Raw genomic sequence first — 24,352 nt, 5'->3', positions numbered from 1 at the left:
TAGAAATAAATAGATAAAGGCGAGGTGGAGAAGAATGAAACGATTTCTTTCAGGTTTCTTAGTTGGTACAGTAGCAACTATCGCAGCAGCTGCTAGCGTAGTTATGACTGTCAAAAAACAAGTGATCGATCCAATTGACGAACAACAAGCACTAAATGAAGAAAAAAGGAAACGAGCTATGCGTAAAAGTGTCTCTCGTTAATACAAAAACTGCCATTGAAGATTTTACTTCAATGGCAGTTTTTTCAATTCTTCAGCTAATACAACCGCTTGATTATGTGTTTCATCTTTTGCACCATAAACCAATGTCACGGTTTTATGGTCTTTTACTATTTGCTGCAATGCACTAAAGGCATCATCGGCTGGCTTCTTTTTTAGTTCTGCTAGGTATCTTTGACAAAACGCATCAAAGCGCTCTGGATCATGACCAAACCATTTACGCAATTCCGTACTAGGTGCAACTTCTTTCAACCAAGAATCAATCGCCGCCACTTCTTTTTTGACGCCTCTTGGCCAGATTCGATCAACAAGGACTCGATAACCATCTGTTGGTGCTGCAGCCTCGTATACACGTTTTACTTTAATCATTTCCTTCCACTCCTTTGAATCTACCTTAACACATTCTTTCAAAAAAAAGACCGAGTCCATGATGACAAGATTCTCAGTTACAGCTGCTGAATGGTTTCTAACGATTCATTCTCGCGCCTCTTAGGAACATCTTGTTTGATCATTGATCTCAGTCTTTTGATTGATTAACTAGTTTTCTTTTTCGTTTTTCCGCTCCAGCCTTCATAGCCTTCTTTTAGAATGTAAATTTCTTTAAACCCTTCTTTGCGAAGTTTATTCGCAGCACGGATACTTAGAGATTTACGGGTATCATATAAGTAGATGGGCTGATCTTTCCGAAATGCGCTAAACGAATTGGTTAATACCGTAAATGGGATATTTCGTGCACCTAAGATATGACCGGCATCGAACTCGTTTTTCTCCCGCACATCGATCACTTGTGCTTTTTTCATGCCATTTTTAAATTCTTCTTCGGAAATGATTTTGGCTGATCGTCTTCCCATAATTTGGAAGTACGCCCAATTCAATGCGATTGCCAATAAAATCAATCCTAAAATAATATTAATCCAGTTCCAAACAGACATCTTACCTATTCCTCTCTACTTTGCAAATTGTAATGCTAATGACGCAGCGCCGATCACACCAGCATCATTCCCTAACTCAGCTAATTTGATTTCCGTGCTTTCCGTTACTTGCGGGAATGTGAATTCTGCAAAGTAAGCTGCTACACGACTACGTAAAAATTCACCTGCTGCTGAGACACCGCCACCCAGTACAATACTTGAAGGATTCAGTGTATTGCCCAAGTTTCCACAAGCAAGGCCTAAATAGAAGCAGACTTTATCTACTACCATCAATGCAAACGGATCTTTCGCTTGGGCCGCTTCAAAAATATCTTTGCTGGAAATATCTTCGCCATTATCCAGATTTTTTTTCAATTCAGAATCGCCAGCATACTCTTCCGCCAAATGTCTTGCTACCCGAACGACACCCGTCGCACTTGACACGGTCTCTAAACAACCACGCTTCCCACAAGTACATTCAAATCCTTCTGGATCTACTGTAATATGCCCGATTTCTCCTGCACAGCCTGCTACACCATGCAAAAGTTGTCCTTCCATGATGATTCCACCGCCAACACCTGTACCGAGGGTGATAAAGATCACATCGGGATTGTTGTCACCTGCGCCTTTCCAGCGTTCGCCTAACGCAGCAACATTGGCATCGTTATCGATAGCAAAAGGAATCCCTGTCCCTTTTTCAATCGCTTCTTTGACAGGTTGCAACGTTTTCCAATTCAAATTGTAAGCACCGATAACTGTTCCTTTTTTGCGATCGACACTTCCTGGAGTCCCCATACCGATCCCAATGAAGTCTTCTGCTTTCATGCCATACAAATCCAGACGATGATTGATTGATGCAATGATCTCTGGTACGATGTGAGAACCCTCATCAAGAATATTGGTATCGATGCTCCATTTTTGTTGAATCTCTCCTTCAGAAGTCAACACAGCAAACTTGACTGTTGTTCCTCCTAGATCAATCCCGATGATTTTTTTGTCCATCACTTATTTTCCTCCCGGCTTTCTTCAATCCGATGTTCACGCTTTAAAATGCGCCAAGCGGTCAAATAGGTATCTCGATCGATCAAACGGCTGTCATAAAGATTTTTGACTTCCATCTGGATCAACTCGATATCATAGATTCGCTTGCCAACATAAATATAGACACCAAATTGTTTCAATAGTTGTTGTACGTCATATAACGTTTCCATAAACACACTTCCTGCTTATTATACAAGTATTTGATACTTTTTTAAACCATATATCACAAAAACTGCCAGTAAAAAAAGAAAAACAATGGCGGAAAGAATGCGGGTATGAATCGAATATTTCCCGAAGTTCTTTGGTAAAGCCAATGCATTGCCTAAGATGAATCCTCCTAAGATTCCTCCGACATGTCCCCAAATATCAATCGATTGATCAAATAGACCAAATACGAAATTCAAGACAACGAACAATGCAAATTGACGAACCATCGCTTGGATCTGGTAATCATTCTTAAAGTGGAGTCCCAGAATCAGAAAAGCACCAAACAGACCAAACAATGACGTGCTCGCACCTGCAGATTGGACACCGGCCTGATTAAAGGCAAAACTCATCGCGTTCCCCATAACCCCACTCATCAAATACAAAATGAAGAAACGAGCATGACCGTAGATCGCTTCCACCTGTTGACCCATAAAATAAAGAATAACAGAATTCACTGCAAAATGAGCGAGACCAAAGTGAATGAAAATCGGCGTTACAAAACGCCAATACTCGTTCATGTAAGCAACATAAGGGCCAAACATCACCCCCATCACTTGAGTCATCGGACTAATATAGCCGATAATAAAGACTAACGTCTGGATGGCTAAAAACGTATAAGTAAAGATTGGACGATTAAGCCAGCGTTTCATTTGTTTATTCATTGTCTACTCCTTTTTCTCCGAAAGAAACTTTATCAGTGATTATTTTCTGGACCGGAATATCAAAAGAATCAGGTTGCCACCGGACATCAAATTGTTCTGCAAAAACCAATGACACAGTTTTCCCTTGGAAATCTGCCAGAAACCGATCATAATAACCGCCGCCAAAACCAATCCGATATCCCTCATGAGAAAAAATCAAACCAGGAACGATCAAAAGATCCAGGTCCAATGCATCGATTTTTTTTTGAGAAAGAGGCTCTTCTACCCCAAAACTGGAAAGCTGATATTCAGTCTGTGGTTCCACTTGATAAAAGTGAAGTTTCTTTCTCACAGAACGTGGCACAGCAATTTGTTTACCAGAGTGAAATCCGCGCTCAAAAATCGGCTTTGTATCAAATTCAAACGGCAATGACCGAATCACGCCAATGGATTCTGCTTCGAGCCACTCTTTGGAAGCAAACAACAAAGACTGAATGATCTGCTCTTTGGTTTGCTTTGTTCGTGGATCCAGTTGCTTGAGTCGGGTTAGCCCTTGTTCACGCAAAATTTTTTTATCCATAATTAACCAACTCCTACTCCGAATAGTACCAAAAACCGGACTCAAATAGCAAACGCAATCGTGAAAAAATTCTCACGACTGCGTTTTTTGACGAATCAGCAAAAACAAAAAGTACGGAGCACCAATGATCGCAATCACGATACCAGCAGGAATTTCGCCACTTTGAAGTAAAAGACGGCCGACTGTGTCGCTGACTAGCACCAAAATAGCACCAATCATTCCCGCTGCTATCAATGCCCAACGAGATTCTTTGCCAATCAATCGTTTAGCGATATGGGGCGCCAATAAACCAATAAAAGATAAGTTTCCAGTATAGCCAACACTGCTTGCGGCCAGGCCAATCGCTACGAACAACAAACCGGTGCGCAAAAGATTTAGGGGAACACCTAAACTGATCGCCTGTTCTTCTCCAAAACCCAGTAAATTGATCAAAGGTGTAATCATGAATGCCAACAATCCTAGAATCAAGAACCAAGGCAACAAACTTAGTACTTGCGTCCACGAAGTTCCCCAGATAGTCCCCGAAAGCCATGCCGTAACAAAACTATATCGTTCTTTTGACAATTGAACAGTCAATAATAACGACGCAGAAGCAAGTCCAGCATTAACAGCAATTCCAGATAATAAAATTCGCTCCATTGAAAGCAGCTGCCGCTGTTTATAAGCGATAGCATAGACTAGCAGTGCAGCTAATAGTCCGCCAATCATACCAATTAGTGGTAACAGCTGGGAGCCCTGGGCATAAAAGCCTAAGTAGAGCATGACACATAAGCCAGCTCCATTATTGATTCCTAAAATACTTGCATCCGCCAACTCATTTCTGGTTACTCCCTGTAACAAAAAACCTGAGAAGCCAAACGCACTTCCAGCAATCAGTGCCAGTACTGCTCGAGGAAGTCGGAAATCGAAGAATATCAATGACTGGCTAGCTGTTAGAGTTTGCTGCCAAAGAGCGAGCCAGAGATCAAAAGAAAAGAACGTCTTTCCCACCATGATACTGCCACAAAACGCCAGAAGAACCAAAACAAAAAGGAAACCGATTTTTTTCTTCATAGCTGTTCCCTCCGAATCTTCACTAATAAGAAAGGAACCCCAATCAAAGCCATCATGATTCCAAAAGGCGTTTCAAAAGGTGGCTGAATGATTCGTCCTACCCAATCTGCTAAGATTACCAATATTCCCCCCGCCACTATTGTCAAAGGTAAGATCATTTGATAATTTTTGCCAATCAGTCCGCGAATCACATGAGGGACTATCAATCCAATAAAGCTGACCGGTCCCACCAGTGAAACAGCCATCCCAGCTAATAGAACAACTACGGCTAAAGAAACAAGTCGAATCCGTTCAGGATGTTTGCCTAAAGAGATTGCCGTCTCATCTCCCATAGCCAGCAAATTCAAAGATTTTCCGAGTCCTAGGATGATGAAGAGCGCCACCAGATAAATAGGGGTGATCACTTGTAATTGTGTCCACGTTACATTTGCTGCACCGCCAATAAACCAAAAGGCCAAGTCTTGATTCAAATCAAATTGTAAAGATAATACTTGACTAATCGCAGAAAAAAAAGAACTCAATGCAACACCTGCTAGAATCAATCCAGTCGGCGTCATACCGATCCTTGAATACTTCGTCAACAAAAATAAAAAAGAAGTAGCTAGAAAAGCGCCTAAGAAAGAAAACAACGCTGCCTGATTCGGTTGTAGTGAGGGAAACAAGATAAATGCAACGGCTAATCCGACTGCAGCCCCACTATTGATTCCTAGTAAACCGCTATCTGCTAGCGAATTTTTGGTGACTCCTTGCATGATGGCACCAGTTACAGCAAAACTGCTGCCAACAATAAACGAAGCACAGATCCGCGGCAAACGGATATTTCTAAGCACTTGATGGGTTTGATTTTCTGGATCAAATGCGTAAAAGGCCTCTTTAATAGTTATTAAGGGAATATCAGCTGCCCCTTGCGTCAATGCCAGAAAAAACACAGCGACCAATAATCCGCTTAGAACAAGCAAAAGAATTGTAAATTTTTTCATGTGTTGGCTCCTAATTCATAGGTCAAAAGCAACGGTTTCGAACTATTGGGAAACGTACCTAAAACAGCTTCGATAGCGAACAATTGTTGGAGCCATGAATGGGTCAAAACTTCTTCTGGTGTCCCCCAAGTCATTAATTGACCTTCTTTTAAGGCAAAAATATAATCAGAAAATCGAGATGCATGATTCAGATCGTGAATCGACATAATGATCGTTTTCCCATATTTTTCATTGATTCGTTTTAACAATAACAGTACTTCTAGTTGATGTGCCGGATCTAAAAAAGTCGTCGGTTCATCTAAGATAACAATCTCTGTATCTTGTGCCAAAGCCATAGCGATCCAAACCCGCTGTTTCTGACCTCCTGAAAGCGTATGGATACTAGCATCCGCTAGTTCGGTCAAATCTGTCGCAGCTAATGCCCATTCAATGGCTTGATAATCTTTTGCGGTCAACCGACCTAGCCCTTTTTGATAAGGAAAACGACCATAAGAAACGATCTCTCGAATGGTTAATCCGATGGAAGAATCACTGACTTGTGACAACAAAGCAATCTGGCTTGCGACTTCCTTCGTTTTGATCGTTTGTAGATTCTGTTCATTTAGATAAACTTCCCCTTCCATAGGTAGCAGGATTCGGGCTAATGCTTTTAGAAAAGTCGACTTGCCACTCCCATTAGGTCCAATCAAACCAATGATCTTCCCTTCTGGGATGTCGATTGTTATCTTTTGCACAATTTTTTGTTTTTGATAGCCGACAGTCAAATCGACCGTGCGTAAGTTTGCCATATCTTTCCCTCAAAATTCTATTGATAATGATTATCAATTATGACGGTTTTCCTTCTATCCGTCAATGCTTCAAAGCAAAAAACCAGGGATTGACAAATCACTTTTTCTTCGTGATAATGACAAAAAGAAAGTGAGAATGATTCTCATTTATCCCATAAGGAGGAACCTAATGAAAAAACGAACCCTAAAAACACTTTTTTGGCTGTCTTGTACCCTAGTCAGCTTAACAGCATTGAGTGCTTGTTCAGCTAATTCCAATAATACCAAGTCATCTTCCTCAGCTGAGACGGCAACGCTGAAAGATGCGGCTGGACATGAAGTAACAATCCCCGATAATCCAAAGCGAATCATCGGCAGTTATTTAGAAGATTACTTAGTAGCCTTGAACGTCACACCAGTAGCACAATGGACTGTTGGTAATAACAGTGATCAAGGCTATTTGCAAGAGAAACTAAGTGATGTACCAAGGATCAGCTACGACTTGCCCTATGAGGACGTCTTAAGTTATGAACCAGACTTGTTGCTGATCGACAGCAATACGATGGTTGAAGGGGATAAATATGCACAATACAGCAAAATCGCCCCTACTTATGTAGTCAAAAATGGTGAAAATGTCTCTTGGCGAGACCGTTTGACAGATATCGCAAAAGTTCTTCATAAAGAAGATCAAGCAAAAACAGTAGAAAAAGACTATGATGACTTAGTAAAAACAACTAAGCAAGAATTTTCAGGTAAAATCAATGGGAAGTCGGTGGCTGTTCTCTGGGTCACCAACAATTCTGCTTTTATGGTTGCTGACGATCGTTCCAGCGGTCAGCTCCTCTATCATGAACTAGGATTCTCCGTACCGCCACTTGTTTCTGAGATCAGTAAAACAGCGACAGCTGACTGGTCTGCCGTTTCTTTGGAGAAATTAGCTGAATTAGATGCTGATTACCTGATTCTAGTAAACAGCGATCAAGGAGCCGACTTTTTTAAAGACCAAGTTTGGCAAAATCTTAAAGCGGTCAAAGAAGGAAATCTTTGGGAGTTTGGACCTGAATCCAGCTGGCTGTATAACGGACCGATTGCTTATACAAAAATGATCGAAGACGTGAAAAATAAATTGGATGAAAATGGTTGATTTCATTCAAAAAATCGTCAAGTAAAATTACTTAACAAATTTCATTAAACTACTAGCATTCCTTTGCCAAACATGCTATTATATTTTAGTCTGAGAGAAATCTTAGAGGATTCTTGAATATATGGGAGGGAAAAACATGCGCGTAAACATCACATTAGAGTGCACTTCTTGTAAAGAACGCAACTACTTAACAAACAAAAACAAACGTAACAATCCTGATCGTTTGGAAAAGAAAAAATATTGCCCACGTGAAAGAAAAGTTACTTTACACCGTGAAACAAAATAATTCATTTTAAGTCGACTGCGCTTGCTGATAAATAAGCATTGCAGTCGGCTTTTTATTTTTGTGCTATACCCATATGTTCACTTTAAAATAGATAGATGACAAAATCGTAACTTGTTTTTAATTGTTAATAATGCTATTTTTTAACTACAGACTAAATATGCGTATAAATAATAATACAGCAAGGGAAAGTATAGAATCAAAGAAAGTTTTGCTTACCCCAATATTCCCTTTGATTACCTAGAAAATTAAGATCCCCTTTTTTTATCTCTCAAAAGATGACCTTATTCTTTACGTGACAAGTATTTTTCCCAATTCCAACAATCATTCTGATAAAATCGTTTTTTCCGCTAGAACTTCTTCTTTGAACCAAGTCATTTGGTCTTGAAAATTAATCGTCCCATCTCGAATATAATCTGCTTGTGGAGAAACAATTTCTTCGTGCATCAAAAAAAGCGGTCGCGCTTCCTCTAGATACCCCGTGACCCAATTAATAATTTTCTCTGGCTGTTGTTGAAAGTCTCTAATGATTAGTCTACCCAAGACAATATCCAGAGGTGTTCTTAAATAAATGACCTTGTCGATAGCAGGTGCGAGTTGCTGATGGACATACCCAAACGGAAAATCGATCAAGATCAGCGCACAGTGGTGAATGATTTGTTTTAGGTCATTTATCAATGGTTGAATATCAAATTGATTGATTGCTTCGTAGGGTTCTTTTAACAGAGCCTCAGAGGATGGTGCAGAAGGCAATGCATCGATACTATAATCATCAAAAGATAAAACTGCTGTACCGGGACATAGATTGGCGACCTTTTGGATAAAGGTGGTTTTCCCTGAAGCAGTCACTCCACTAACAACGATAACTCTTGCTTTTTTCATCTGTTTCTCCTTTGTTTTCATTTTCTGTTTAAGTCTTGCGACACATCTAGCTGTTTCTTCTAAGCGTAAAGTAGTTTTGATGCAATACCAAACAGGTGTTTAAAAATTTACTAATTCATATAGATTTTTTTTACATTACTCCGGAAATAAGGTAACTTATCATATAAAGGAGCGTGATCGTGTGAAGGTAGACAAAATCGAATACAAACGAGTAATCAATGATGCCGGACATCTTGAATATGATCTTTTGCAGTATCTTGAAAAAAATCGCGAGAGTGCTTCTCCGGAAATCAAACGTACTGAGATCGATTACTTGATCGATCATGATATTCAACACCGCATCATCCAAAATGCTCGTAAAAGCTTGCTTGGAGACAAAATCATACTTAAAGATGCCATCAGTCAAGACTATCTTTTATTAAAAAAATATACCGACTTTTTTCGCACTTATCAGTGATTGTAATGAAAAAGCAGAACCAGAGAGAAGCTCTCAGTTCTGCTTTTTTTTATTCTTCAAAATGTTCTTGGTAAACGTCTTCGACTGTTTGGTTTGGATCAATCACAATATAAAGGCTTTTTGTTTTTTCACTGATTTTTGTTGATTGATAAACGTTATCTAATCCTTCAGTATCTTTGTCTTTGTATGGGAAGTACACAAGATCAGGTGTTCCATTACGGTAAAGAATTTCCATTCGTTCAATATCTTCGTATTTCAAAGCGCGGGCGAACATGCCTAATTCCAATCCACCTAAATTGATATCATGTGTTGCAACATGATCCCCTTCTTGGAAGATTTCAATTTTGAATCCTGCACATGGATGGATCTCAACAAATTCGCTTCCGTGGATGCGGCCAAAACTAGTAGTGATTTGCTTGATCCACAAATCTCCAATATAACGGCGCTCAATCGTCCATGTTTCTCCATTACGGAAATAAAATTTCAATGCTTTCATTTCTCTTGCCATGACATAACGCTCCTTTTTTTTAATAATACATTTCAATTTTAACACATTGTCTGCTAAGGAGCACAAATTAACTTTCTTTCTCGCTCACTTTTTTTAAAAAACCTTCGATATCGACCGCCGCTCGATGATGCGTACCTGTCGCTAGCAGTTGATCGTTTTCATAGACACGAAAAGTAAACTCATACGTCTTTTCATTCGAGATCTCTTCACAGCATACCTGAACGGTTGCACCGATTCCTGAAGCCGCCCGGTGCTCGATCGTAAATTGTGTTCCTACTGTTGTCTTACCAGACGCTATACGCGATTCCAATGCTTCAAAACAGACAGCTTCTACCATGGCAGCCAAACGAGGGGTCGCTAAGACAGGCAGTCCTCCCGATCCAACTGCAAGAGCTGTATCTTCCTCGGTAACCAAAAATTCTTTTTCGATCATTGTTTTCTCACCTGCTTATTTATAGGTTATTTAATACGATTGTTTTGGCAAAAGCCAATAATGCTTTCTCTTCATTTGCGACTCGTTTCTCAATCACCGCTTTTTCGGCAGCTGCTAGCACTTCTTTCATCCAAGGACCGCCGGATTGGTCAAAGTGGCTCAGCAAGTCGCGCCCATTGATGGCCAAGTCTTTAAGTGAATGGATTGGCAACGCCTGGTAGCGAGCTTGACTAACAGAGGGATCTACCTCTTGTCCATAATAGTACAGCAATTCTTCTGATAGTCGAGCGGCCTCGCTGCCCAGATGGTACAATGCTTCATCACTAAACGGCCCTGCTTTCCGCAGCAATACTCCCTCGAATAACGATTGGACCATCCGAATCAATTCATTGGAACACTTCCATTGCTTCAAAAAAGGACGAACTTCTGCTGTAGAAAGTCCAATCTGGTCAATCAATAGTGTCCAGGCAGAAGCTTCATTGTTCAATGGTCTCTCCGGTAAATCAGCCATTCGCAACAGAGCTTCACCGGCTTGTTTCAGTCCTGGACAATAGAGATAACATTCAGTCGCTACAAAAGCCTTTAAAGCTGAATTGCGATGTGCCCCTAACAGCAATTTGACGAACTCAATGGTGATTCTCTCCACGGATATTTTTGCCAATAGCTGATGATTGTCATAAATTGCCTCAAATGTTCGTGGTTCCAATGTAAAGCCCAGTTGACTGACAAAGCGTAAGCCCCGCATCATACGTAGTGCATCTTCATGAAATCGTTCGTGCGGCTGACCCACTGCTCGCAGAATTTTCTGTTGCAAGTCTGCCAGTCCATCAAACAAATCAATGATTTCACCATCTTTTTTCAGAGCAAAAGCGTTGATTGTAAAATCTCTGCGCTTCAAATCTTCAGCCAAAGAGCGCACAAAAGCAACTTTGTCTGGCCGACGGAAATCTTGATAGGCTTCTTCTGTCCGAAAAGTCGTGATCTCATATTGTTCATTTTCCCATAAAACAAGGACTGTTCCGTGCTCGATACCCAAATCGATGGTACGAGGAAAAAGTTCTTTGATCTCAGCTGGAAAGGCACTTGTTGCAATATCTACATCATGGATTGGCTGTCCTAAGATTGTATCTCTGACACTTCCTCCCACAAAGTAGGCATCAAACCCGGCTGCTTCGATTCTTTGCAATACAGGGATTGCTTGTTCAAATTCTTGTGGTAACTTAGTCAGCTTCATTCATTTTCCCATCTTTTCTTTCAAAGCGATACGCATCTCTGCGGTTGAACTTTTTCATATTGGATTCAAAAACTTCCGTCAAATCGATACCCATGGAATTTGCCATAATCATGGTGACAAAAAGGACATCACCTAGTTCTTCAGCAACTGTTTTCTCGACTTCCGTCTTCTTCTTGGCCTTTTCCCCATAGTGATGATTGACTTCCCTTGCCAACTCGCCGACTTCTTCAGTAAGTCGGGCCATCTGTGCTAAAGGGCTGAAATACCCCGCCTTGAATTGTTGGATATAGGCATCGACTTCTTCTTGCATCTCATATAGTGAACGTTTTTCTGTCATCCTCTTCACCCTTTCTTTCACATTTTAGCAAAAGAAAACGCACCTGCCTAGATAGAGGATCGACTTGCTCATATTGTTTAATGCCAAATTTCGTGCTAAATTGGTACTTGTGAGATTTAGAAATGGGGGAAACAGGATGCGATCTTTTTTTTCGTGGCGGACAGTCCGCGATATTGCCTTAATTGTTCTAGGAACGAGTGTCTATGGTTTTGGTCTCGTCTATTTAAATATACCTAATGATTTAGCTGAAGGCGGCGTCACCGGGATCACGTTGATCATGCGCGCATTGTGGGGCATCAATCCCGCTTACAGTACACTGATTTTGAATATCCCAATCATTTTGCTAGGAGGTAAGATTCTTGGCAGACGTTCGCTAGTCTATACAGTGATTGGAACCTTTGGTCTTTCATTTTGGTTAGGTTTCTGGCAGACGGTTCCATTATTGATCGATCTGCAGCATGACTTACTGATCGTTGCGTTACTCGCAGGACTAATTGCAGGGATCGGCAGTGGTGTTGTTTATAAAGTTGGTGGGACAACAGGTGGCGTGGATGTATTAGCCCGGATCCTAGAAAAGAACTTTGGGATCACGATTGGTCGTTCTCTCTTGATCTTTGATGTTTTCGTTCTATTGCTTTCCTTAACCTATATCGATTTGAAACGCATGATGTACACGCTAATCTTTTCCTATGTTTTCGCTCGCGTGATTGATTCGATCCTAGATGGCGGCTATTCAGCAAAAGGGATCATTGTTATCAGTAATCATAGTGAAGAAATTGCCCCTGTCTTAATGAATGAATTGGAACGAGGCGTCACCTTTTTAAATGGGGAAGGAGCCTATTCCGGTGGTAACAAACGGATCATTTATATGGTAGTAAGCGGCCGGGAAATTTCAGAGGTCAAACGGATCGTTGCCGACTTCGATCAACAAGCGTTCGTATCGGTGATCAATGTCCATGAAGTCGAAGGGGAAGGCTTCACTTATTTACGTCCTAAATCACGATTTTTGCAACGCAAGGCAGCAAAATCAAAAGGATAACCCCATTCTTCCATCCTATCTAATTATAAAGAAAAAACCGCAAGAAACTTGATTTCTCCCGCACACTGTTGCAAACGACGAACGCTCGGTACTGGGAGTCCTCTTCTTTCTTGCGGTTCTTTTCTGTTCCACTAGTTTTTATTACTTCACATCGCGCTTTTTAATAGCTTTATTAATGACTTTTTTCTTTTTGATCGAGTTTGAAGCGGTTGACTTCATCCGATAATTCCAAAAAAGCATCCCGATCCCCATTTTCCAAAGCAAGATCGATTTGGCGGTATAATTTCTCAATTTTTAGCTGCATAGCTTCTTTGTCAAGATATTCTGTCACATTTTTTTGTACTTCTTCGTCAACATGGTCATTCCACCGTTCAAAAGGATTGTCCTCCAGAACAGCTAAATAAAGTGGTTTTTCCCAAGGATTTGGAAAGATACATTCTAAATAAAGCGGCTGTTTCCAATTCATCCTGATTTCGTGAAAAATTTGATCGATATCATAAAAGGTTTGATTCTGGATCGTCAACACAAATGGCTCGCCGCCAATCTCTGTACTGCGAACACTCAACCCCCGATCTGTCTGCATCGCCCCTTCAACAATATGAACATTTGTCAAAATGGCTTCATGATTTGCTAGGTAGTTCAGAACCCAAGAAACTTCTCGTCGGCTGAATGATACAGTAGAAACTAACCAATTGAGAAATTTTTTCTTTTCTTGTACATTGATGTTCATTTCCCTCACCTATCTTTCTAATAGATCCTCCACGATCGATTGCACTTCCAGATCACCAGGTTCGTGAGCCAGATAATGCCTCAGTAAAGGTAGAGCTTCTGATAATCGTCCTTCTTCTCTTAAGAACAATCCATATTCTTTCATAAAAGCTGGTTCATGCTGCAATCCTTCATTCGCTTGTTCATAGAACCTCGCTGCTTGGTCAAACTCTTCTAACGCGTTATAAGCCTGTGCTAAATTCCATAGAGCATGGGGTTGTTCATTGTCTTCCATCTTCTCGATAGCCAACACAGCTTCTTGCCAACGCTCTTCATTCAAATAAAGATTACTCAGTGTAAGCAGGGTTTCATCTTCTTTTTCCCCCGTCTCAAGGGCTTTTAATAAGAAGGATTCGGCTGCTTCGCTGTCATGCAACCGATACGCATTTTCTGATGCAAAATGATAAAAATCCACTTGAAATGGATCTTCATGGATTCCTTCTTCAATGACAGTTTGTGCCTCTTCCAGTTGCTCTTCTTCTTGTAATGCTTCTGCTAAATAGAGATACAAGGAACGGTATTGCGGATTCAGTGCCCGCAACTGCTGCAAATATCGAATCGCATGCTCATTTTCTTTTAATTGTAAGTAAACTAAAGCGGTTTGGAATAGACGGTCATCTGTTTGATCCTCAGCTAGACTTGCTTCCAGATATTCGATGGCTTCTTCAAATTTCCCAGCCATACTCAATGCGGCTCCGGTCCGTTCCAATAAGGAAATACCTGTGATTTCCTGGATATTTTCCTTTAGTAATCCTTGATAAAACTCTGCCGCTTCTTGATAACGGTCGGTTGAAAAATACAATTCCGCTAGTGCAAAACGAATCAGCGATTCTTTGGGCAGCAGCTTTTGGGCTTCCAATAATTTTGCTTCACTGACTTCGGGGATCCCAATCAATTGATAGAGATCAGCACTGATCAATAACGCTCGTGGATAAAAAGAGCTTTGCGGTGTGATCCGATCTAGATAATCAAAAGCTTCGTCGATTTGATCATTTTCCATAGCAATTTCTGCTAACGATAGCAACCATTCTTCATTTTCGGGGTCACGTTCTTGCAGTGTATCAAATACTTCTCTTGCTTCTTCTAAAAAGCCGATTTGGATCAATTCTTCTCCTAATTCGGCTAAGACTTCATTTTGATCTGATTGCAGGGCTTTTGCAAAATTCAATTGCGCATCAGCTAAATTCTCGGCTGCTAATGCCTGTAACATTTTTTCACTGTATGTTTCCATCTAAGTTCCTCTTATCTGATTGATTATTGTTTGGTAAGCGCTCATTGTCTGGACGAGATCCTCTTCTAATGCGCTGGTTCTGCCCCCTATTGTACCAATTTCTGATAAAAAAAGCAGTTTTTTCTCTTTTTTCTGTAACAGCAGAACTTGCTGAAAATAGTCGCTTAAAGATAGTTGGTCAGGCAATACTAAAGGAAACCCTAGTTGGTCAAGCCACAAGCAAAGCTTATCTAATTTGACTGCTAACTGCTGTTGTTGAACATTCCAGATTAAGTGAAAGAGTAGGCCATAAAAAAGTTTCATTGCATCAGACAGCAAATGTCCATTTTCAGTCTTATAAAAAGCATCTGTAAAGACTTGTCCATATTCTTCAAGTGCTGCACCGTTTGCTTGATAGGCTTGGATCACCCGATCTGTATATGCTGCAAACGAACGATTGTTTACTTGTTTTTCTGTCAGAAACGTGCGAAAGAGTTCCCGCAGAAAAGCTTGATCCGTGAGCAGTCCGCAACGAATCAATACAAGTAAGTCCACCAACTTCCCATCTTTTTGTTTTTCAGCAATCGTTTGATCGTATACGACCACTTGCGGTACATTGGGACTTTGCAAAACAGGAATATCTGGTTTCTTAACAATGATCGCAGATTCTTTGACACTTTTAGCTAACGCCCGTAAAGACACCGGGATCAACCAAAGATCGCTAGTCAGAATCGACGTGTAGTGAATAAAACTGCTTAACGCCAGCACACCTTCATTGCCGAAACCCACGATCAAATAGTTCTCCTGTTTCGAAAAGCGGCTTAGGAAGGACATAAAGGCCTGAAATTCCGTAAAATTATTGCAATACATTTGATTGGTACAAATATACCAGCTGACTTCTTTGGGTAAAAACAAACGGGTTAGTTTTTCAGAGAAACGATCATAATACCGCTGGTTTGTGAGAATGATGACTTGATCATTGGAAATTTCCTGCGTCCGTAAAACAGCATTCAATGTTTCCCCATACAAGATTTGCGTCTGCTGTTCTTTTCTAGAAAAGACAAATTCCATACATCCGCCCCCCATCTACGATTTGTTACTTCTATTATAACAAGAATCAACCATTTCACCTACTAACTAGCGAAAGGATGAGGGAAAGTCATGGATTTGAAATCAAAAAACAAACGACCTCTTTTTTTAAAAAAGGTCGTTTGTTTCGTAACGCTTGGTTCATAAAATCAAACAAGAAGAGTATAGAGAGATTGATTGTCCCGCAAATCAATATATTGTGGATCAAATCTTGACATTCGCGCCAGTAGTGGGGGCAGATCTTCCTGCCTTTTTAGCAGAATCCCTAACAGTACTGGTCCTGTTCCGCGATTGATTTTTTTGGTGTATTCAAATCGAGTGATATCATCCGTAGGACCCAAAATATTGCTAACAAATTCTTTCAACGCCCCAGGTCTTTGAGGAAAATTGACCACAAAATAATGTTTTAAGCCTTGATAAATCAAGGACTTTTCCTCAATCTCTGCCATTCGAGTACTATCGTTATTGCCGCCGCTGATAATACAAACAACGGTTTTCCCTTTAATCTCTTCTTTGATCAATTCCAGAGCGGCGACACTCAGTGCTCCCGCTGGTTCTGCCACAACTGCTTGTTTACTGTATAAGTCCAAGATAGTTTGGCAAATTAAACCCTCATCTACCGCTACTAATCGATCGACGTACTGGGCTGCATGCTGGTAGGTCAATTGACCGACTTTTTTGACAGCTGCTCCATCTACAAATTTATCGATCTGCTCTAATGTGGTCGGACCATGATTATCAAAAGCCGCCTGCATCGAAGCGGCGCCTAGAGGTTCAGCACCAACCATTGAGATTGTAGGCTGTTTTGCTTTCAAATAAGTTGCAACACCACTGATCAACCCGCCACCGCCAATTGCTGCCACAACATAATCGATAGAATAATTGCGCTGCTTTGCTTCTGCCATCAGTTCAACTGCCAATGTTCCTTGGCCTGCAATAATGGCGGGATCATCAAAGGGATCAATAAACGCCATTTGATGGTCTTCGGCATAGTGTTGGGCTGCCTCGGCGGAAGCATCGAAGGTATCACCGACAAGTTCGATACGAACAAAATCACCGCCAAAAAACAAAACTTGCGCTACTTTTTGTTGCGGTGTCGTCGTCGGCATAAAGATAACCGCCGGCACTTTCAATTCATGACAGGTATAGGCGACCCCTTGGGCATGATTGCCGGCACTTGCACAGACAACCCCCCGCTTCAGTATAGCCGGATCTTGCTGTGCGATTGCATAATATGCCCCCCGCAATTTAAACGATCGGACCTTCTGAAGATCCTCTCGTTTCAGTAAGACAGTCGCTTGATACTTCTCGGATAAAAACCGATCATGCTGTAAAGGAGTCTTTGAAACGACTGATTGCAAGCTTTCATGTGCTTGTTCTATTTGATCGACAGATACCAGCAATCACTGTTCCTCCTTAATCTTTCGTAACAAAAGGCATCATTTTTCTTAATTCTGACCCAACTTTTTCGATTGGATGATTCCCGTTTTGTTCCCGCATTTTTTTGAATTCCGGAAAACCAGCTTGATTATCCGCAATAAAACCTTTGGCAAACGTGCCGTTTTGAATATCTTTCAAGACATTCTTCATATTGGCTTTTGTTTGTTCGGTAATGATTCGTGAACCAGAGACATAATCCCCATATTCTGCTGTATTGGAGATTGAATCACGCATCTTGGCGAATCCTCCTTCATAAATCAAGTCAACAATCAGTTTCATTTCGTGACAAACTTCAAAATAGGCTAGTTCTGGCTGATAGCCGGCTTCTACCAGCGTTTCAAACCCAGCCTCGATCATACTTGTCAGTCCGCCACATAATACGGCTTGTTCCCCAAACAAGTCTGTTTCCGTCTCTTCCTTGAACGTTGTTTCTAGTACGCCGACTCTTGTAGCCCCGATTCCTTTGGCATAGGACAAGGCTGTCTCTTGTGCATTGCCAGTAGCATCTTGATAAACAGCAAACAACGCAGGGACAGCAAATCCTTCGCTAAAGGTCCGGCGCACCAAATGGCCTGGTCCTTTAGGTGCCACCAGGAAGACATCCACCTCTTTTGGAGGCGTGATGACCTCAAAATGAATATTAAAGCCATGAGCAAAGGCTAATGCATCCCCTGCAGAAAGATTAGGCGCAATTTCCTTCTCGTAAAGTTCTCCTTGGATCTCATCAGGAGCTAAGATCATCACAACATTTGCTTGTTGTACAGCTTCAGAAACTGGAAGCACGGTAAATCCATCATTCTTTGCGTTCTCAGCTGATTTTCCTGCACGAATCCCGATCACGACGTCGTGCCCTGTATCCCGTAAATTCTGTGCATGGGCATGTCCTTGAGAACCGTAACCAATGATTGCAATAGTCTTATCTCCTAAATTGTCTGTCACTTCGTTATAATATACTTTTACCATGTATGCTTCCCTCCGAAATCTTTTTTTATTAAAAGCAACTGTTCTTGCATTTAACCTCTAGTGAAACCTGTCACACCGGTACGAGCCATTTGCTTGATTCCATAAGGCCGCAACACGTCGATACAGGCTGCTACTTTCTCTGAGTCTCCCGCTACTTGAACCACGATAGTCTTCAATGCAACATCAACGATGTGGGCTCGAAATGGTTCGATCACAGCTTGGATCTCCGAACGTGTAGTCGTTGGCGCGTTCACTTTGATCAGCACTAATTCCCGTTCAATATGGGGGTCTTCTGTAATATCTGAAACTTTTAAGACATCGATTTGCTTATTCAATTGCTTTATCACTTGTTCTGTCTCCAGTGGGTTTTCTGCGTTGATAATGATCGTCATTCGCGAAAATTCCGGCTGTTCGGTGGTCCCAACTGAAATACTTTCGATATTCACCTGACGACGATTCAACACACTGGTGACGCGGCTTAAAACACCAGCTTCGTTATGCACGATGGCAGCAAGGATACGTTTCATAGTCTTTTAAACTCCTATCATCTCATGATTGGCTTTTCCTGGTGGAATCATTGGCAGCACATGTTCCGTTGGCGAGATCAGTACCTCGATTAGTCGTGCACCAGGTTCTAGCAATGCATTGGCCAAATCGATGGTCAATTGATCTGGGGTTTCGATCCGCACACTATTGATGCCATATGCTTCTGCTAATTGGCCAAAATTTGGCTGTTTAGCAAATACAGAAGCAGAACGGCGTTCATTATGAAACGTTTCTTGCCATTGCCGTACCATCCCGAGAGAGCGGTTATTCATCAAAATGAATTTGACATCCAGACCATAATCATTTAGCAGAGCAAACTCTTGGTTGGTCATTTGGAAACCGCCATCGCCTACAAAAACGACTATCGTTTTTTCAGGACAAGCAAATTTTGCCCCTATGCCTGCGGGGATGCCATACCCCATTGTCCCTAAACCTCCGCTAGTGATCAGCTGTTTGGGAAATCGGAAAGGATAATATTGAGCGACCCACATTTGGTGTTGACCAACATCGGTAACAATAACGGCTTCCCCTTTCGTCAAGCGTCCCACTTCTTCAATCAATTTTTGCGGCTTGATTTCCTTTGTTTCCTCGCGGTCATACCGATAAGGATGTTCTTTTTTCCGTTTTTGACAACGATTGAGCCATTCCTTGCAATCTAATTCCTCCGCAGGATAGCGCAGCAACTGGGTCAAAGCTGCTTTCGCATCCGCCACGATCGGAATGGTTGTTTGAACGACTTTTCCGATTTCTGCAGGATCAATATCGATATGAGCAATGATTGCCTGTTGTCCAAATTGACTGCCGGCTGTTGCTAATCGGTCATCAAAACGTGAGCCAATATTGATGATCAAATCCGCTTCAGATAATGCCATATTCGCAGCATACGTGCCATGCATGCCCCCCATTCCTAAGAATAAGGGATGATCTGCTGGCACCAATCCAAGACCTAAGAGCGTGGTTACGATCGGCAAATGATGGGTTTCGACAAACAGACGCAATTCTTCGGCTGCATTGGCGGCACATACCCCTGCTCCCGCCAAGACAACTGGACGTTTTGCTTGTTTTAAACAATTCATCAATTTCTCGATTTGCAAAATAGATGGAAAGAGGGTGGGTTGATAGCTTTTTCGCTCAATCGGCAGTTCAATGACTGCGGCTGTCCGCTGAAGCGTGACATCTTTTGGCAAGTCGATCACCACTGGACCTTTTCTACCCGTGGTAGCGATATGAAAAGCTTCTGCGATCACTCGCGGCAAATCATCGACATGTCTAACTTGGTAATTATGTTTAGTGATCGGTAATGTGATCCCTAGAATATCCGCCTCTTGAAAAGCATCTTTGCCAATACCGGCTGTTGCTACTTGACCGGTGATCACCACTAATGGAACGGAATCACTCATGGCATCAGCGATGCCTGTTACCACATTGGTTGCTCCTGGTCCACTAGTCACTAGGACAACGCCGGCTTTCCCGGTGGCTTTGGCATACCCTTCTGCAGCGTGGACAGCACCTTGTTCGTGACGCGCTAAAATATTCGGAATCGCAGCATCGTAGAGTTGGTCATATAAAGGCAAGACAGCACCGCCAGGGTATCCGAAAATCAGTTCTACTGCTTGTTTCTGCAAACTATCGACTAACACTTCTGCACCGGTCCTAGTTACTTCATTCAACTGGATATTCTCCATTAAACTTCCTCCTCGCTGATTTTCATGATCGCCCCGGTATTTGCTGATGTGACTAATGCCGTATAACGTGCCAGCCAGCCTTTCTTCACTTTAGCCCGAAACTTCGGACGTGTTTGTGCACGCAGCATTAATTCTTCCTCTGAGACTAATACTTCCAATGAGCGATTTTGCAGATCAATCACGATGTCATCTCCATCACGGATCAAAGAGATCGGTCCACCGGCTGCCGCCTCAGGAGAGATATGCCCAACTGCGATCCCTCTCGTGGCTCCTGAAAAGCGTCCATCTGTGATCAGTGCAACCTCTTTGCCTAACCCTCGTCCAACAATACTCGAAGTCGGCGCCAACATTTCTGGCATCCCGGGACCTCCTTTAGGTCCTTCATAGCGGATCACCACGACATGCCCTTTTTGGACCGTATGATTGTCGATCGCAGCTACTGCCTCATCATGAGAATCGAAACAAATTGCTTTTCCTTTAAAAAGCTGAATGCTTGGGTCAACACCCCCCACTTTGATGACACTTCCTTGAGGCGCAAGATTGCCGTAAAGGATCGATAAGCCGCCGACAGGGCTGTACGGATTCTCCTTTGGATGAATCACTTCTTCATTTTTGATTGTCGCCTGAGCGACATTTTCCCGCAAGGTTCTGCCTGTGACTGTCAGCCGATCTGGATGGATCGCCCCCTTGATATCGACCAATTGCCGTATAATGGCAGAGACGCCGCCAGCCGTATGGACATCGTGCATGGAATAAGCGGAAGATGGCGCAATTTTTGAGAGATAAGGAACTCGTTCGGCAATCTCATTGACCCGCCTCAAGTCATAATCGATCTCCCCTTCGTTCGCAATAGCTAATGTATGCAAGACGGTATTGGTAGAGCCCCCCATAGCCATATCAAGCGCAAACGCATCATCGATGGCTTCTTCTGTTACGATATCCCGGGGCTTGACTTGATTCTTCACTAGATCCATCAGATGGAATGCCGCTTTGCGAACAAGTTCCCGTCGTTCTTGCGAAACTGCCAGAATCGTCCCATTTCCTGGTAATGCCAATCCTAAAATCTCCAAAAGACAGTTCATAGAATTGGCTGTGAACATGCCGGCACAGGAACCACAGGTGGGACAGGCATTTTTTTCCATGAATTCAAAATCTGCCTGTGACATTTTGCCCTCTTTAAAGGCGCCTACTGCTTCGAACATGGAAGATAATGTCGTCTGATGGCCCCTAGGATCAATCCCGGCTTTCATAGGTCCCCCAGAGCAGAAAATTGCTGGCACATTGGTACGCATAGCTGCCAAGATCATCCCAGGCGTAATTTTATCGCAGTTGGGGATGTAAAAAACACCATCGAACCAATGGGCATTGATGACTGTTTCAGCTGAGTCAGCAATCAGTTCACGACTTGGCAATGAGTAACGCATCCCGATATGTCCCATGGCGATTCCATCATCTACCCCAATTGTATTGAATTCAAAAGGGATCCCCCCGGCTTCTCGAATGGCTTCTTTGGCAATATCTGCCAGTTCTCGCAGATGGACGTGACCAGGTACGATATCGATATACGAGTTGCAAATGGCAATAAAAGGCTTATTCATATCTTGGATATTTTTTACTTGTCCTGTTGCATAAAGCAAACTCCTTGCTGGAGCTGCTTCAATGCCTTTTTTTATCTGATCACTTCTCAATTCCATCATCTCCCGCCTATTTCATAAAAAAAAGCACCCCGGTTTATAATAAACTGGGATGCTTTGCCAGAATCCCATTTTACTTACGCAAATAGGACTCAAACAAACGGATAAATTTTGCTTCCGTGTTCTAAGTCCTGGTCTCAATAATAATGACTAATAAATATTGATTAAAATTGCGCATAAAAAATGGCTCCTTCATTAAAATATTTGCTGTTTTCTTGTAATTGTTTAATAATATAGCGCGAAAAAAAATTCTTGTCAATGAATTTTCTGAATTTTTTTGCAATTGATCCGATAAATGTACTTTTAGTAGACGGATCTACATTGGATTTTTGATGAAAAATAGGGATAAGTAAATTTATGTACAAAAAAACCCTTGATTACTCAAGGGTTTGGAAGACTCAATTATTTCACTGCGTCTTTAAGAGCTTTACCTGGTTTGAATGCAGGTACTTTGCTAGCAGGGATCTTGATTTCTTCACCAGTTTGTGGGTTACGTCCTTTGCGTTCTGCACGAGAACGAACTTCAAAGTTACCAAAGCCGATCAATTGAACTTTTTCACCGTTAGCTAAAGCGTCTTGAATTGTTGAGAAGACAGCGTCTACTGCTGCTGTAGCGTCTTTCTTTGTCAAGTCAGTAGCTGCTGCAACTTTTTCGATTAATTCTGCTTTATTTGCCATGGATGGTTTCACCTCCTGATTATTTTTTTGATGTCATACATCAACAAAAATCTTGAGTGGTCCAAGTTTTTTGTCAAATATTGATATCCATCAATATTCTGATATAACGTTATCATAAGAACGTTGTAATATCAAGGATTTTAACGTTTTTACTACTGTTTTTTTTAGGATTTATCGTTTTTCTGTCAAAAGAATAGAATTCTTTGTCAAAAGCAGCAAAGTATGATAAAATCGCTATTTTCGTCTTCTTGGAATGATTCGAATCGGAGTTCCTTCAAAAGTAAATGCTTTCCGGATCTGATTCTCTAAAAAGCGCGCATAAGAAAAATGCATCAACTCTTCTTCATTAACAAAAATAACAAATGTTGGTGGCTTGACCGCAACTTGTGTCGCATAAAAAATCTTCAATCGTTTTCCTTTATCCGTTGGCGTTGGATTGATGGCTACTGCATCCATGATCACATCATTCAATAATGCAGAAGGGATACGCATGTTTTGATTCATGCTGACTTCTTCGATCAAAGCTGGCAACTGATTCAACCGCTGTTTCGTTGCCGCTGATACAAAGATGATCGGGGCATAATCTAAGTATTGAAACTCATCACGAATCTCCGCTTCAAAGTCTCGCATGGTATTGGTTTCTTTTTTTAGCAGATCCCATTTATTGACAACTAGGATGATCCCACGGCCAGCTTCATGAGCATAGCCAGCGATTCGTTTGTCCTGTTCACGAATTCCTTCTTCCGCATTCAAGACCATTAGAACCACATCGGAACGTTCGATGGCACGCATCGCTCGCATGACACTGTATTTCTCTGTTGATTCGTAAACTTTTCCTTTTTTACGCATTCCTGCAGTATCAATCATAGTGAACTCTTGCCCATTTTCACTTGTAAAATGAGTATCGATCGCATCCCGGGTCGTTCCTTCAATATCCGAAACGATGACACGTTCTTCACCTAAAATCGCATTGATTAACGAAGATTTCCCAACATTTGGTCGCCCAATCAAACTAAATTTGATGATCGATTCATCCTCTTCCTCTGCTTCTTCTGTAAAATGCTTAACGGCTTCATCAAGCACATCTCCGATCCCTAATCCATGACTGCCGGATATTGGATACGGATCACCTAATCCTAATGTATAGAATTCATAAATATCTGCACGCATTTCTGGATTGTCGACTTTATTGACCGCTAGAATCACAGGCTTATTGCTCTTATACAAAAGGCGAGCAACAAGTTCATCTGCATCCGTCACACCTTCTCTGGCACTCGTAATGAAGACGATCACATCTGCTTCATCGATCGCAATTTCTGCTTGATGTTTGATTTGATCCATAAACGGCTCATCGCCTAAGTCGATTCCACCTGTATCGATAATACTGAACTCTCGACCTAACCATTCACCTGTTGCATAAATTCGGTCTCTCGTCACACCCGGAGTATCCTCAACGATCGAGATTCGTTCTCCGGCAATCCGGTTGAAAATAGTCGATTTCCCGACATTCGGACGTCCGACGATCGCAATTGTTGGATTTGACATTTTTTACCCTCCATTTAT

At 41.8% G+C, this 24,352-nt stretch carries 28 protein-coding genes and 1 pseudogene; 5 read left to right on the top strand and 24 right to left on the bottom strand.

Going from position 1 to position 24,352, the window contains the following annotated elements; translation table 11 throughout:
- Window positions 1-34: 34 nt before the first annotated feature.
- Window positions 35-202, top strand: coding sequence for a DUF3042 family protein (locus tag HED61_RS08010; protein WP_003126853.1), 168 nt, complete (start codon window positions 35-37; stop codon window positions 200-202).
- Between the two features lie 23 nt (window positions 203-225).
- Here the strand turns inward: HED61_RS08010 and HED61_RS08005 are convergent, their stop codons facing one another.
- The 9 genes from HED61_RS08005 to HED61_RS07965 form a co-directional block, all read right to left on the bottom strand.
- Complete coding sequence (locus HED61_RS08005; RefSeq protein ID WP_005472185.1) at window positions 226-588, bottom strand: DUF488 domain-containing protein; 363 nt, start codon at window positions 586-588, stop codon at window positions 226-228.
- 164 nt (window positions 589-752) lie between these two features.
- Window positions 753-1,151 (bottom strand): rhodanese-like domain-containing protein, encoded by a 399-nt coding sequence (locus HED61_RS08000; RefSeq protein ID WP_005472184.1) that lies wholly within the window; start codon window positions 1,149-1,151, stop codon window positions 753-755.
- Between the two features lie 15 nt (window positions 1,152-1,166).
- Window positions 1,167-2,132 carry an ROK family glucokinase gene (locus HED61_RS07995; protein ID WP_005472183.1) on the bottom strand — a complete coding sequence of 322 codons (966 nt, stop codon included), beginning with the start codon at window positions 2,130-2,132 and terminating at the stop codon, window positions 1,167-1,169.
- Window positions 2,132-2,341 carry a YqgQ family protein gene (locus tag HED61_RS07990; protein WP_005472182.1) on the bottom strand — a complete coding sequence of 70 codons (210 nt, stop codon included), beginning with the start codon at window positions 2,339-2,341 and terminating at the stop codon, window positions 2,132-2,134. The genes HED61_RS07995 and HED61_RS07990 overlap by 1 nt, the downstream gene beginning before the upstream one ends.
- 18 nt (window positions 2,342-2,359) lie before the next feature.
- Window positions 2,360-3,040, bottom strand: coding sequence for a rhomboid family intramembrane serine protease (locus HED61_RS07985; protein WP_003126848.1), 681 nt, complete (start codon window positions 3,038-3,040; stop codon window positions 2,360-2,362).
- Window positions 3,033-3,599: a 5-formyltetrahydrofolate cyclo-ligase gene (locus tag HED61_RS07980; protein WP_103299880.1), complete on the bottom strand. Its 567-nt coding sequence runs from the start codon at window positions 3,597-3,599 to the stop codon at window positions 3,033-3,035. The genes HED61_RS07985 and HED61_RS07980 overlap by 8 nt, the downstream gene beginning before the upstream one ends.
- Window positions 3,600-3,671: 72 nt before the next feature.
- Window positions 3,672-4,652: a FecCD family ABC transporter permease gene (locus tag HED61_RS07975; RefSeq protein ID WP_103299879.1), complete on the bottom strand. Its 981-nt coding sequence runs from the start codon at window positions 4,650-4,652 to the stop codon at window positions 3,672-3,674.
- Window positions 4,649-5,632, bottom strand: a complete 984-nt coding sequence (locus HED61_RS07970) for a FecCD family ABC transporter permease (RefSeq protein WP_219645292.1) — start codon at window positions 5,630-5,632, stop codon at window positions 4,649-4,651. The genes HED61_RS07975 and HED61_RS07970 overlap by 4 nt, the downstream gene beginning before the upstream one ends.
- Window positions 5,629-6,420 carry an ABC transporter ATP-binding protein gene (locus HED61_RS07965; protein ID WP_060814786.1) on the bottom strand — a complete coding sequence of 264 codons (792 nt, stop codon included), beginning with the start codon at window positions 6,418-6,420 and terminating at the stop codon, window positions 5,629-5,631. The genes HED61_RS07970 and HED61_RS07965 overlap by 4 nt, the downstream gene beginning before the upstream one ends.
- A 169-nt stretch (window positions 6,421-6,589) precedes the next feature.
- Here HED61_RS07965 and HED61_RS07960 point away from each other — a divergent pair, with 169 nt between their 5' ends.
- Together HED61_RS07960 and rpmG are read left to right on the top strand one after the other, a co-directional pair.
- A complete protein-coding gene (locus tag HED61_RS07960) occupies window positions 6,590-7,543 on the top strand; it encodes an ABC transporter substrate-binding protein (protein WP_219645293.1) in 954 nt (317 codons plus the stop codon).
- 121 nt (window positions 7,544-7,664) lie between these two features.
- Complete coding sequence (gene rpmG, locus HED61_RS07955) at window positions 7,665-7,829, top strand: 50S ribosomal protein L33 (RefSeq protein ID WP_369914469.1); 165 nt, start codon at window positions 7,665-7,667, stop codon at window positions 7,827-7,829.
- A 321-nt stretch (window positions 7,830-8,150) separates the two neighbouring features.
- Here rpmG and HED61_RS07950 read toward each other — a convergent pair whose 3' ends face one another.
- Window positions 8,151-8,708 carry a nucleoside/nucleotide kinase family protein gene (locus tag HED61_RS07950; RefSeq protein WP_138371717.1) on the bottom strand — a complete coding sequence of 186 codons (558 nt, stop codon included), beginning with the start codon at window positions 8,706-8,708 and terminating at the stop codon, window positions 8,151-8,153.
- A 181-nt stretch (window positions 8,709-8,889) separates the two neighbouring features.
- Here HED61_RS07950 and HED61_RS07945 point away from each other — a divergent pair, with 181 nt between their 5' ends.
- On the top strand, window positions 8,890-9,165 hold the full coding sequence (locus HED61_RS07945; protein ID WP_081131714.1) for a hypothetical protein: 276 nt from the start codon (window positions 8,890-8,892) through the stop codon (window positions 9,163-9,165).
- A 49-nt stretch (window positions 9,166-9,214) separates the two neighbouring features.
- Here the strand turns inward: HED61_RS07945 and HED61_RS07940 are convergent, their stop codons facing one another.
- The 4 genes from HED61_RS07940 to HED61_RS07925 form a co-directional block, all read right to left on the bottom strand.
- Window positions 9,215-9,673 carry a hypothetical protein gene (locus HED61_RS07940; RefSeq protein ID WP_003126837.1) on the bottom strand — a complete coding sequence of 153 codons (459 nt, stop codon included), beginning with the start codon at window positions 9,671-9,673 and terminating at the stop codon, window positions 9,215-9,217.
- Window positions 9,674-9,740: 67 nt separating this feature from the next.
- The gene (locus HED61_RS07935; RefSeq protein WP_003126836.1) at window positions 9,741-10,106 is read right to left on the bottom strand and encodes a thioesterase family protein; all 366 of its coding nucleotides are present in this window, start codon (window positions 10,104-10,106) and stop codon (window positions 9,741-9,743) included.
- A 19-nt stretch (window positions 10,107-10,125) separates the two neighbouring features.
- Window positions 10,126-11,340, bottom strand: coding sequence for a CCA tRNA nucleotidyltransferase (locus tag HED61_RS07930; RefSeq protein WP_103299871.1), 1,215 nt, complete (start codon window positions 11,338-11,340; stop codon window positions 10,126-10,128).
- Entirely contained in the window at window positions 11,327-11,677 is a 351-nt protein-coding gene (locus HED61_RS07925) for a nucleotide pyrophosphohydrolase (protein ID WP_003126834.1), read from the bottom strand. Before HED61_RS07925 ends, HED61_RS07930 begins: the two co-directional genes overlap by 14 nt.
- Window positions 11,678-11,813: 136 nt before the next feature.
- On the opposite strand from HED61_RS07925, the gene HED61_RS07920 reads away from it, so the two are divergent.
- Window positions 11,814-12,716 (top strand): YitT family protein, encoded by a 903-nt coding sequence (locus HED61_RS07920; protein WP_081131716.1) that lies wholly within the window; start codon window positions 11,814-11,816, stop codon window positions 12,714-12,716.
- A gap of 172 nt (window positions 12,717-12,888) precedes the next feature.
- On the opposite strand, the gene HED61_RS07915 is transcribed toward HED61_RS07920, so the two are convergent.
- From HED61_RS07915 to der, 10 genes and pseudogenes are all read right to left on the bottom strand, one after another.
- Window positions 12,889-13,446, bottom strand: coding sequence for a YpiB family protein (locus tag HED61_RS07915; protein ID WP_003126831.1), 558 nt, complete (start codon window positions 13,444-13,446; stop codon window positions 12,889-12,891).
- Between the two features lie 9 nt (window positions 13,447-13,455).
- Complete coding sequence (locus HED61_RS07910; RefSeq protein ID WP_081131717.1) at window positions 13,456-14,715, bottom strand: tetratricopeptide repeat protein; 1,260 nt, start codon at window positions 14,713-14,715, stop codon at window positions 13,456-13,458.
- A complete protein-coding gene (locus HED61_RS07905; protein WP_005472178.1) occupies window positions 14,716-15,765 on the bottom strand; it encodes a hypothetical protein in 1,050 nt (349 codons plus the stop codon).
- 167 nt (window positions 15,766-15,932) lie between these two features.
- Window positions 15,933-17,186: a threonine ammonia-lyase IlvA gene (ilvA, locus tag HED61_RS07900; RefSeq protein ID WP_219645294.1), complete on the bottom strand. Its 1,254-nt coding sequence runs from the start codon at window positions 17,184-17,186 to the stop codon at window positions 15,933-15,935.
- Between the two features lie 13 nt (window positions 17,187-17,199).
- Window positions 17,200-18,198, bottom strand: a pseudogene (ilvC, locus tag HED61_RS07895) (ketol-acid reductoisomerase); the annotation flags it as partial.
- Window positions 18,199-18,236: 38 nt separating this feature from the next.
- Complete coding sequence (gene ilvN, locus HED61_RS07890; protein WP_081131721.1) at window positions 18,237-18,713, bottom strand: acetolactate synthase small subunit; 477 nt, start codon at window positions 18,711-18,713, stop codon at window positions 18,237-18,239.
- 6 nt (window positions 18,714-18,719) lie between these two features.
- Window positions 18,720-20,417, bottom strand: coding sequence for a biosynthetic-type acetolactate synthase large subunit (ilvB, locus tag HED61_RS07885; RefSeq protein WP_219645295.1), 1,698 nt, complete (start codon window positions 20,415-20,417; stop codon window positions 18,720-18,722).
- Window positions 20,417-22,105, bottom strand: coding sequence for a dihydroxy-acid dehydratase (gene ilvD, locus HED61_RS07880; protein WP_081131804.1), 1,689 nt, complete (start codon window positions 22,103-22,105; stop codon window positions 20,417-20,419). Before ilvD ends, ilvB begins: the two co-directional genes overlap by 1 nt.
- Before the next feature lie 408 nt (window positions 22,106-22,513).
- Window positions 22,514-22,789, bottom strand: a complete 276-nt coding sequence (locus tag HED61_RS07875) for an HU family DNA-binding protein (RefSeq protein ID WP_003126821.1) — start codon at window positions 22,787-22,789, stop codon at window positions 22,514-22,516.
- Between the two features lie 234 nt (window positions 22,790-23,023).
- A complete protein-coding gene (der, locus tag HED61_RS07870) occupies window positions 23,024-24,334 on the bottom strand; it encodes a ribosome biogenesis GTPase Der (protein WP_003126818.1) in 1,311 nt (436 codons plus the stop codon).
- Between the last annotated feature and the right edge of the window lie 18 nt (window positions 24,335-24,352).

It is taken from the genome of Enterococcus gallinarum, from assembly GCF_021496385.1.
Lineage (GTDB): Bacteria > Bacillota > Bacilli > Lactobacillales > Enterococcaceae > Enterococcus_D > Enterococcus_D gallinarum.
The sequence above is the reverse complement of the archived record's forward strand: the minus strand, read 5'-3'. Positions and strand labels throughout refer to the sequence as shown.

What these genes read in the sequence shown, in the direction of transcription:
- HED61_RS07985 (WP_003126848.1), bottom strand. Translation starts at nt 3,040, where the DNA reads ATGAATAAACAAATGAAACGCTGGCTTAATCGTCCAATCTTTACTTAT.
- HED61_RS07935 (WP_003126836.1), bottom strand. Translation starts at nt 10,106, where the DNA reads ATGATCGAAAAAGAATTTTTGGTTACCGAGGAAGATACAGCTCTTGCA.
- HED61_RS08000 (WP_005472184.1), bottom strand. Translation starts at nt 1,151, where the DNA reads ATGTCTGTTTGGAACTGGATTAATATTATTTTAGGATTGATTTTATTG.
- HED61_RS07990 (WP_005472182.1), bottom strand. Translation starts at nt 2,341, where the DNA reads ATGGAAACGTTATATGACGTACAACAACTATTGAAACAATTTGGTGTC.
- HED61_RS07995 (WP_005472183.1), bottom strand. Translation starts at nt 2,132, where the DNA reads ATGGACAAAAAAATCATCGGGATTGATCTAGGAGGAACAACAGTCAAG.
- HED61_RS07965 (WP_060814786.1), bottom strand. Translation starts at nt 6,420, where the DNA reads ATGGCAAACTTACGCACGGTCGATTTGACTGTCGGCTATCAAAAACAA.
- HED61_RS07910 (WP_081131717.1), bottom strand. Translation starts at nt 14,715, where the DNA reads ATGGAAACATACAGTGAAAAAATGTTACAGGCATTAGCAGCCGAGAAT.
- HED61_RS07940 (WP_003126837.1), bottom strand. Translation starts at nt 9,673, where the DNA reads ATGGCAAGAGAAATGAAAGCATTGAAATTTTATTTCCGTAATGGAGAA.
- rpmG (WP_369914469.1), top strand. Translation starts at nt 7,665, where the DNA reads ATGGGAGGGAAAAACATGCGCGTAAACATCACATTAGAGTGCACTTCT.
- ilvB (WP_219645295.1), bottom strand. Translation starts at nt 20,417, where the DNA reads ATGGAGAATATCCAGTTGAATGAAGTAACTAGGACCGGTGCAGAAGTG.
- HED61_RS07970 (WP_219645292.1), bottom strand. Translation starts at nt 5,632, where the DNA reads ATGAAAAAATTTACAATTCTTTTGCTTGTTCTAAGCGGATTATTGGTC.
- HED61_RS07875 (WP_003126821.1), bottom strand. Translation starts at nt 22,789, where the DNA reads ATGGCAAATAAAGCAGAATTAATCGAAAAAGTTGCAGCAGCTACTGAC.
- HED61_RS07925 (WP_003126834.1), bottom strand. Translation starts at nt 11,677, where the DNA reads ATGACAGAAAAACGTTCACTATATGAGATGCAAGAAGAAGTCGATGCC.
- der (WP_003126818.1), bottom strand. Translation starts at nt 24,334, where the DNA reads ATGTCAAATCCAACAATTGCGATCGTCGGACGTCCGAATGTCGGGAAA.
- HED61_RS07915 (WP_003126831.1), bottom strand. Translation starts at nt 13,446, where the DNA reads ATGAACATCAATGTACAAGAAAAGAAAAAATTTCTCAATTGGTTAGTT.
- HED61_RS07905 (WP_005472178.1), bottom strand. Translation starts at nt 15,765, where the DNA reads ATGGAATTTGTCTTTTCTAGAAAAGAACAGCAGACGCAAATCTTGTAT.
- HED61_RS07980 (WP_103299880.1), bottom strand. Translation starts at nt 3,599, where the DNA reads ATGGATAAAAAAATTTTGCGTGAACAAGGGCTAACCCGACTCAAGCAA.
- HED61_RS08005 (WP_005472185.1), bottom strand. Translation starts at nt 588, where the DNA reads ATGATTAAAGTAAAACGTGTATACGAGGCTGCAGCACCAACAGATGGT.
- HED61_RS07960 (WP_219645293.1), top strand. Translation starts at nt 6,590, where the DNA reads ATGAAAAAACGAACCCTAAAAACACTTTTTTGGCTGTCTTGTACCCTA.
- HED61_RS07930 (WP_103299871.1), bottom strand. Translation starts at nt 11,340, where the DNA reads ATGAAGCTGACTAAGTTACCACAAGAATTTGAACAAGCAATCCCTGTA.
- HED61_RS07920 (WP_081131716.1), top strand. Translation starts at nt 11,814, where the DNA reads ATGCGATCTTTTTTTTCGTGGCGGACAGTCCGCGATATTGCCTTAATT.
- ilvN (WP_081131721.1), bottom strand. Translation starts at nt 18,713, where the DNA reads ATGAAACGTATCCTTGCTGCCATCGTGCATAACGAAGCTGGTGTTTTA.
- HED61_RS07975 (WP_103299879.1), bottom strand. Translation starts at nt 4,652, where the DNA reads ATGAAGAAAAAAATCGGTTTCCTTTTTGTTTTGGTTCTTCTGGCGTTT.
- HED61_RS08010 (WP_003126853.1), top strand. Translation starts at nt 35, where the DNA reads ATGAAACGATTTCTTTCAGGTTTCTTAGTTGGTACAGTAGCAACTATC.
- HED61_RS07950 (WP_138371717.1), bottom strand. Translation starts at nt 8,708, where the DNA reads ATGAAAAAAGCAAGAGTTATCGTTGTTAGTGGAGTGACTGCTTCAGGG.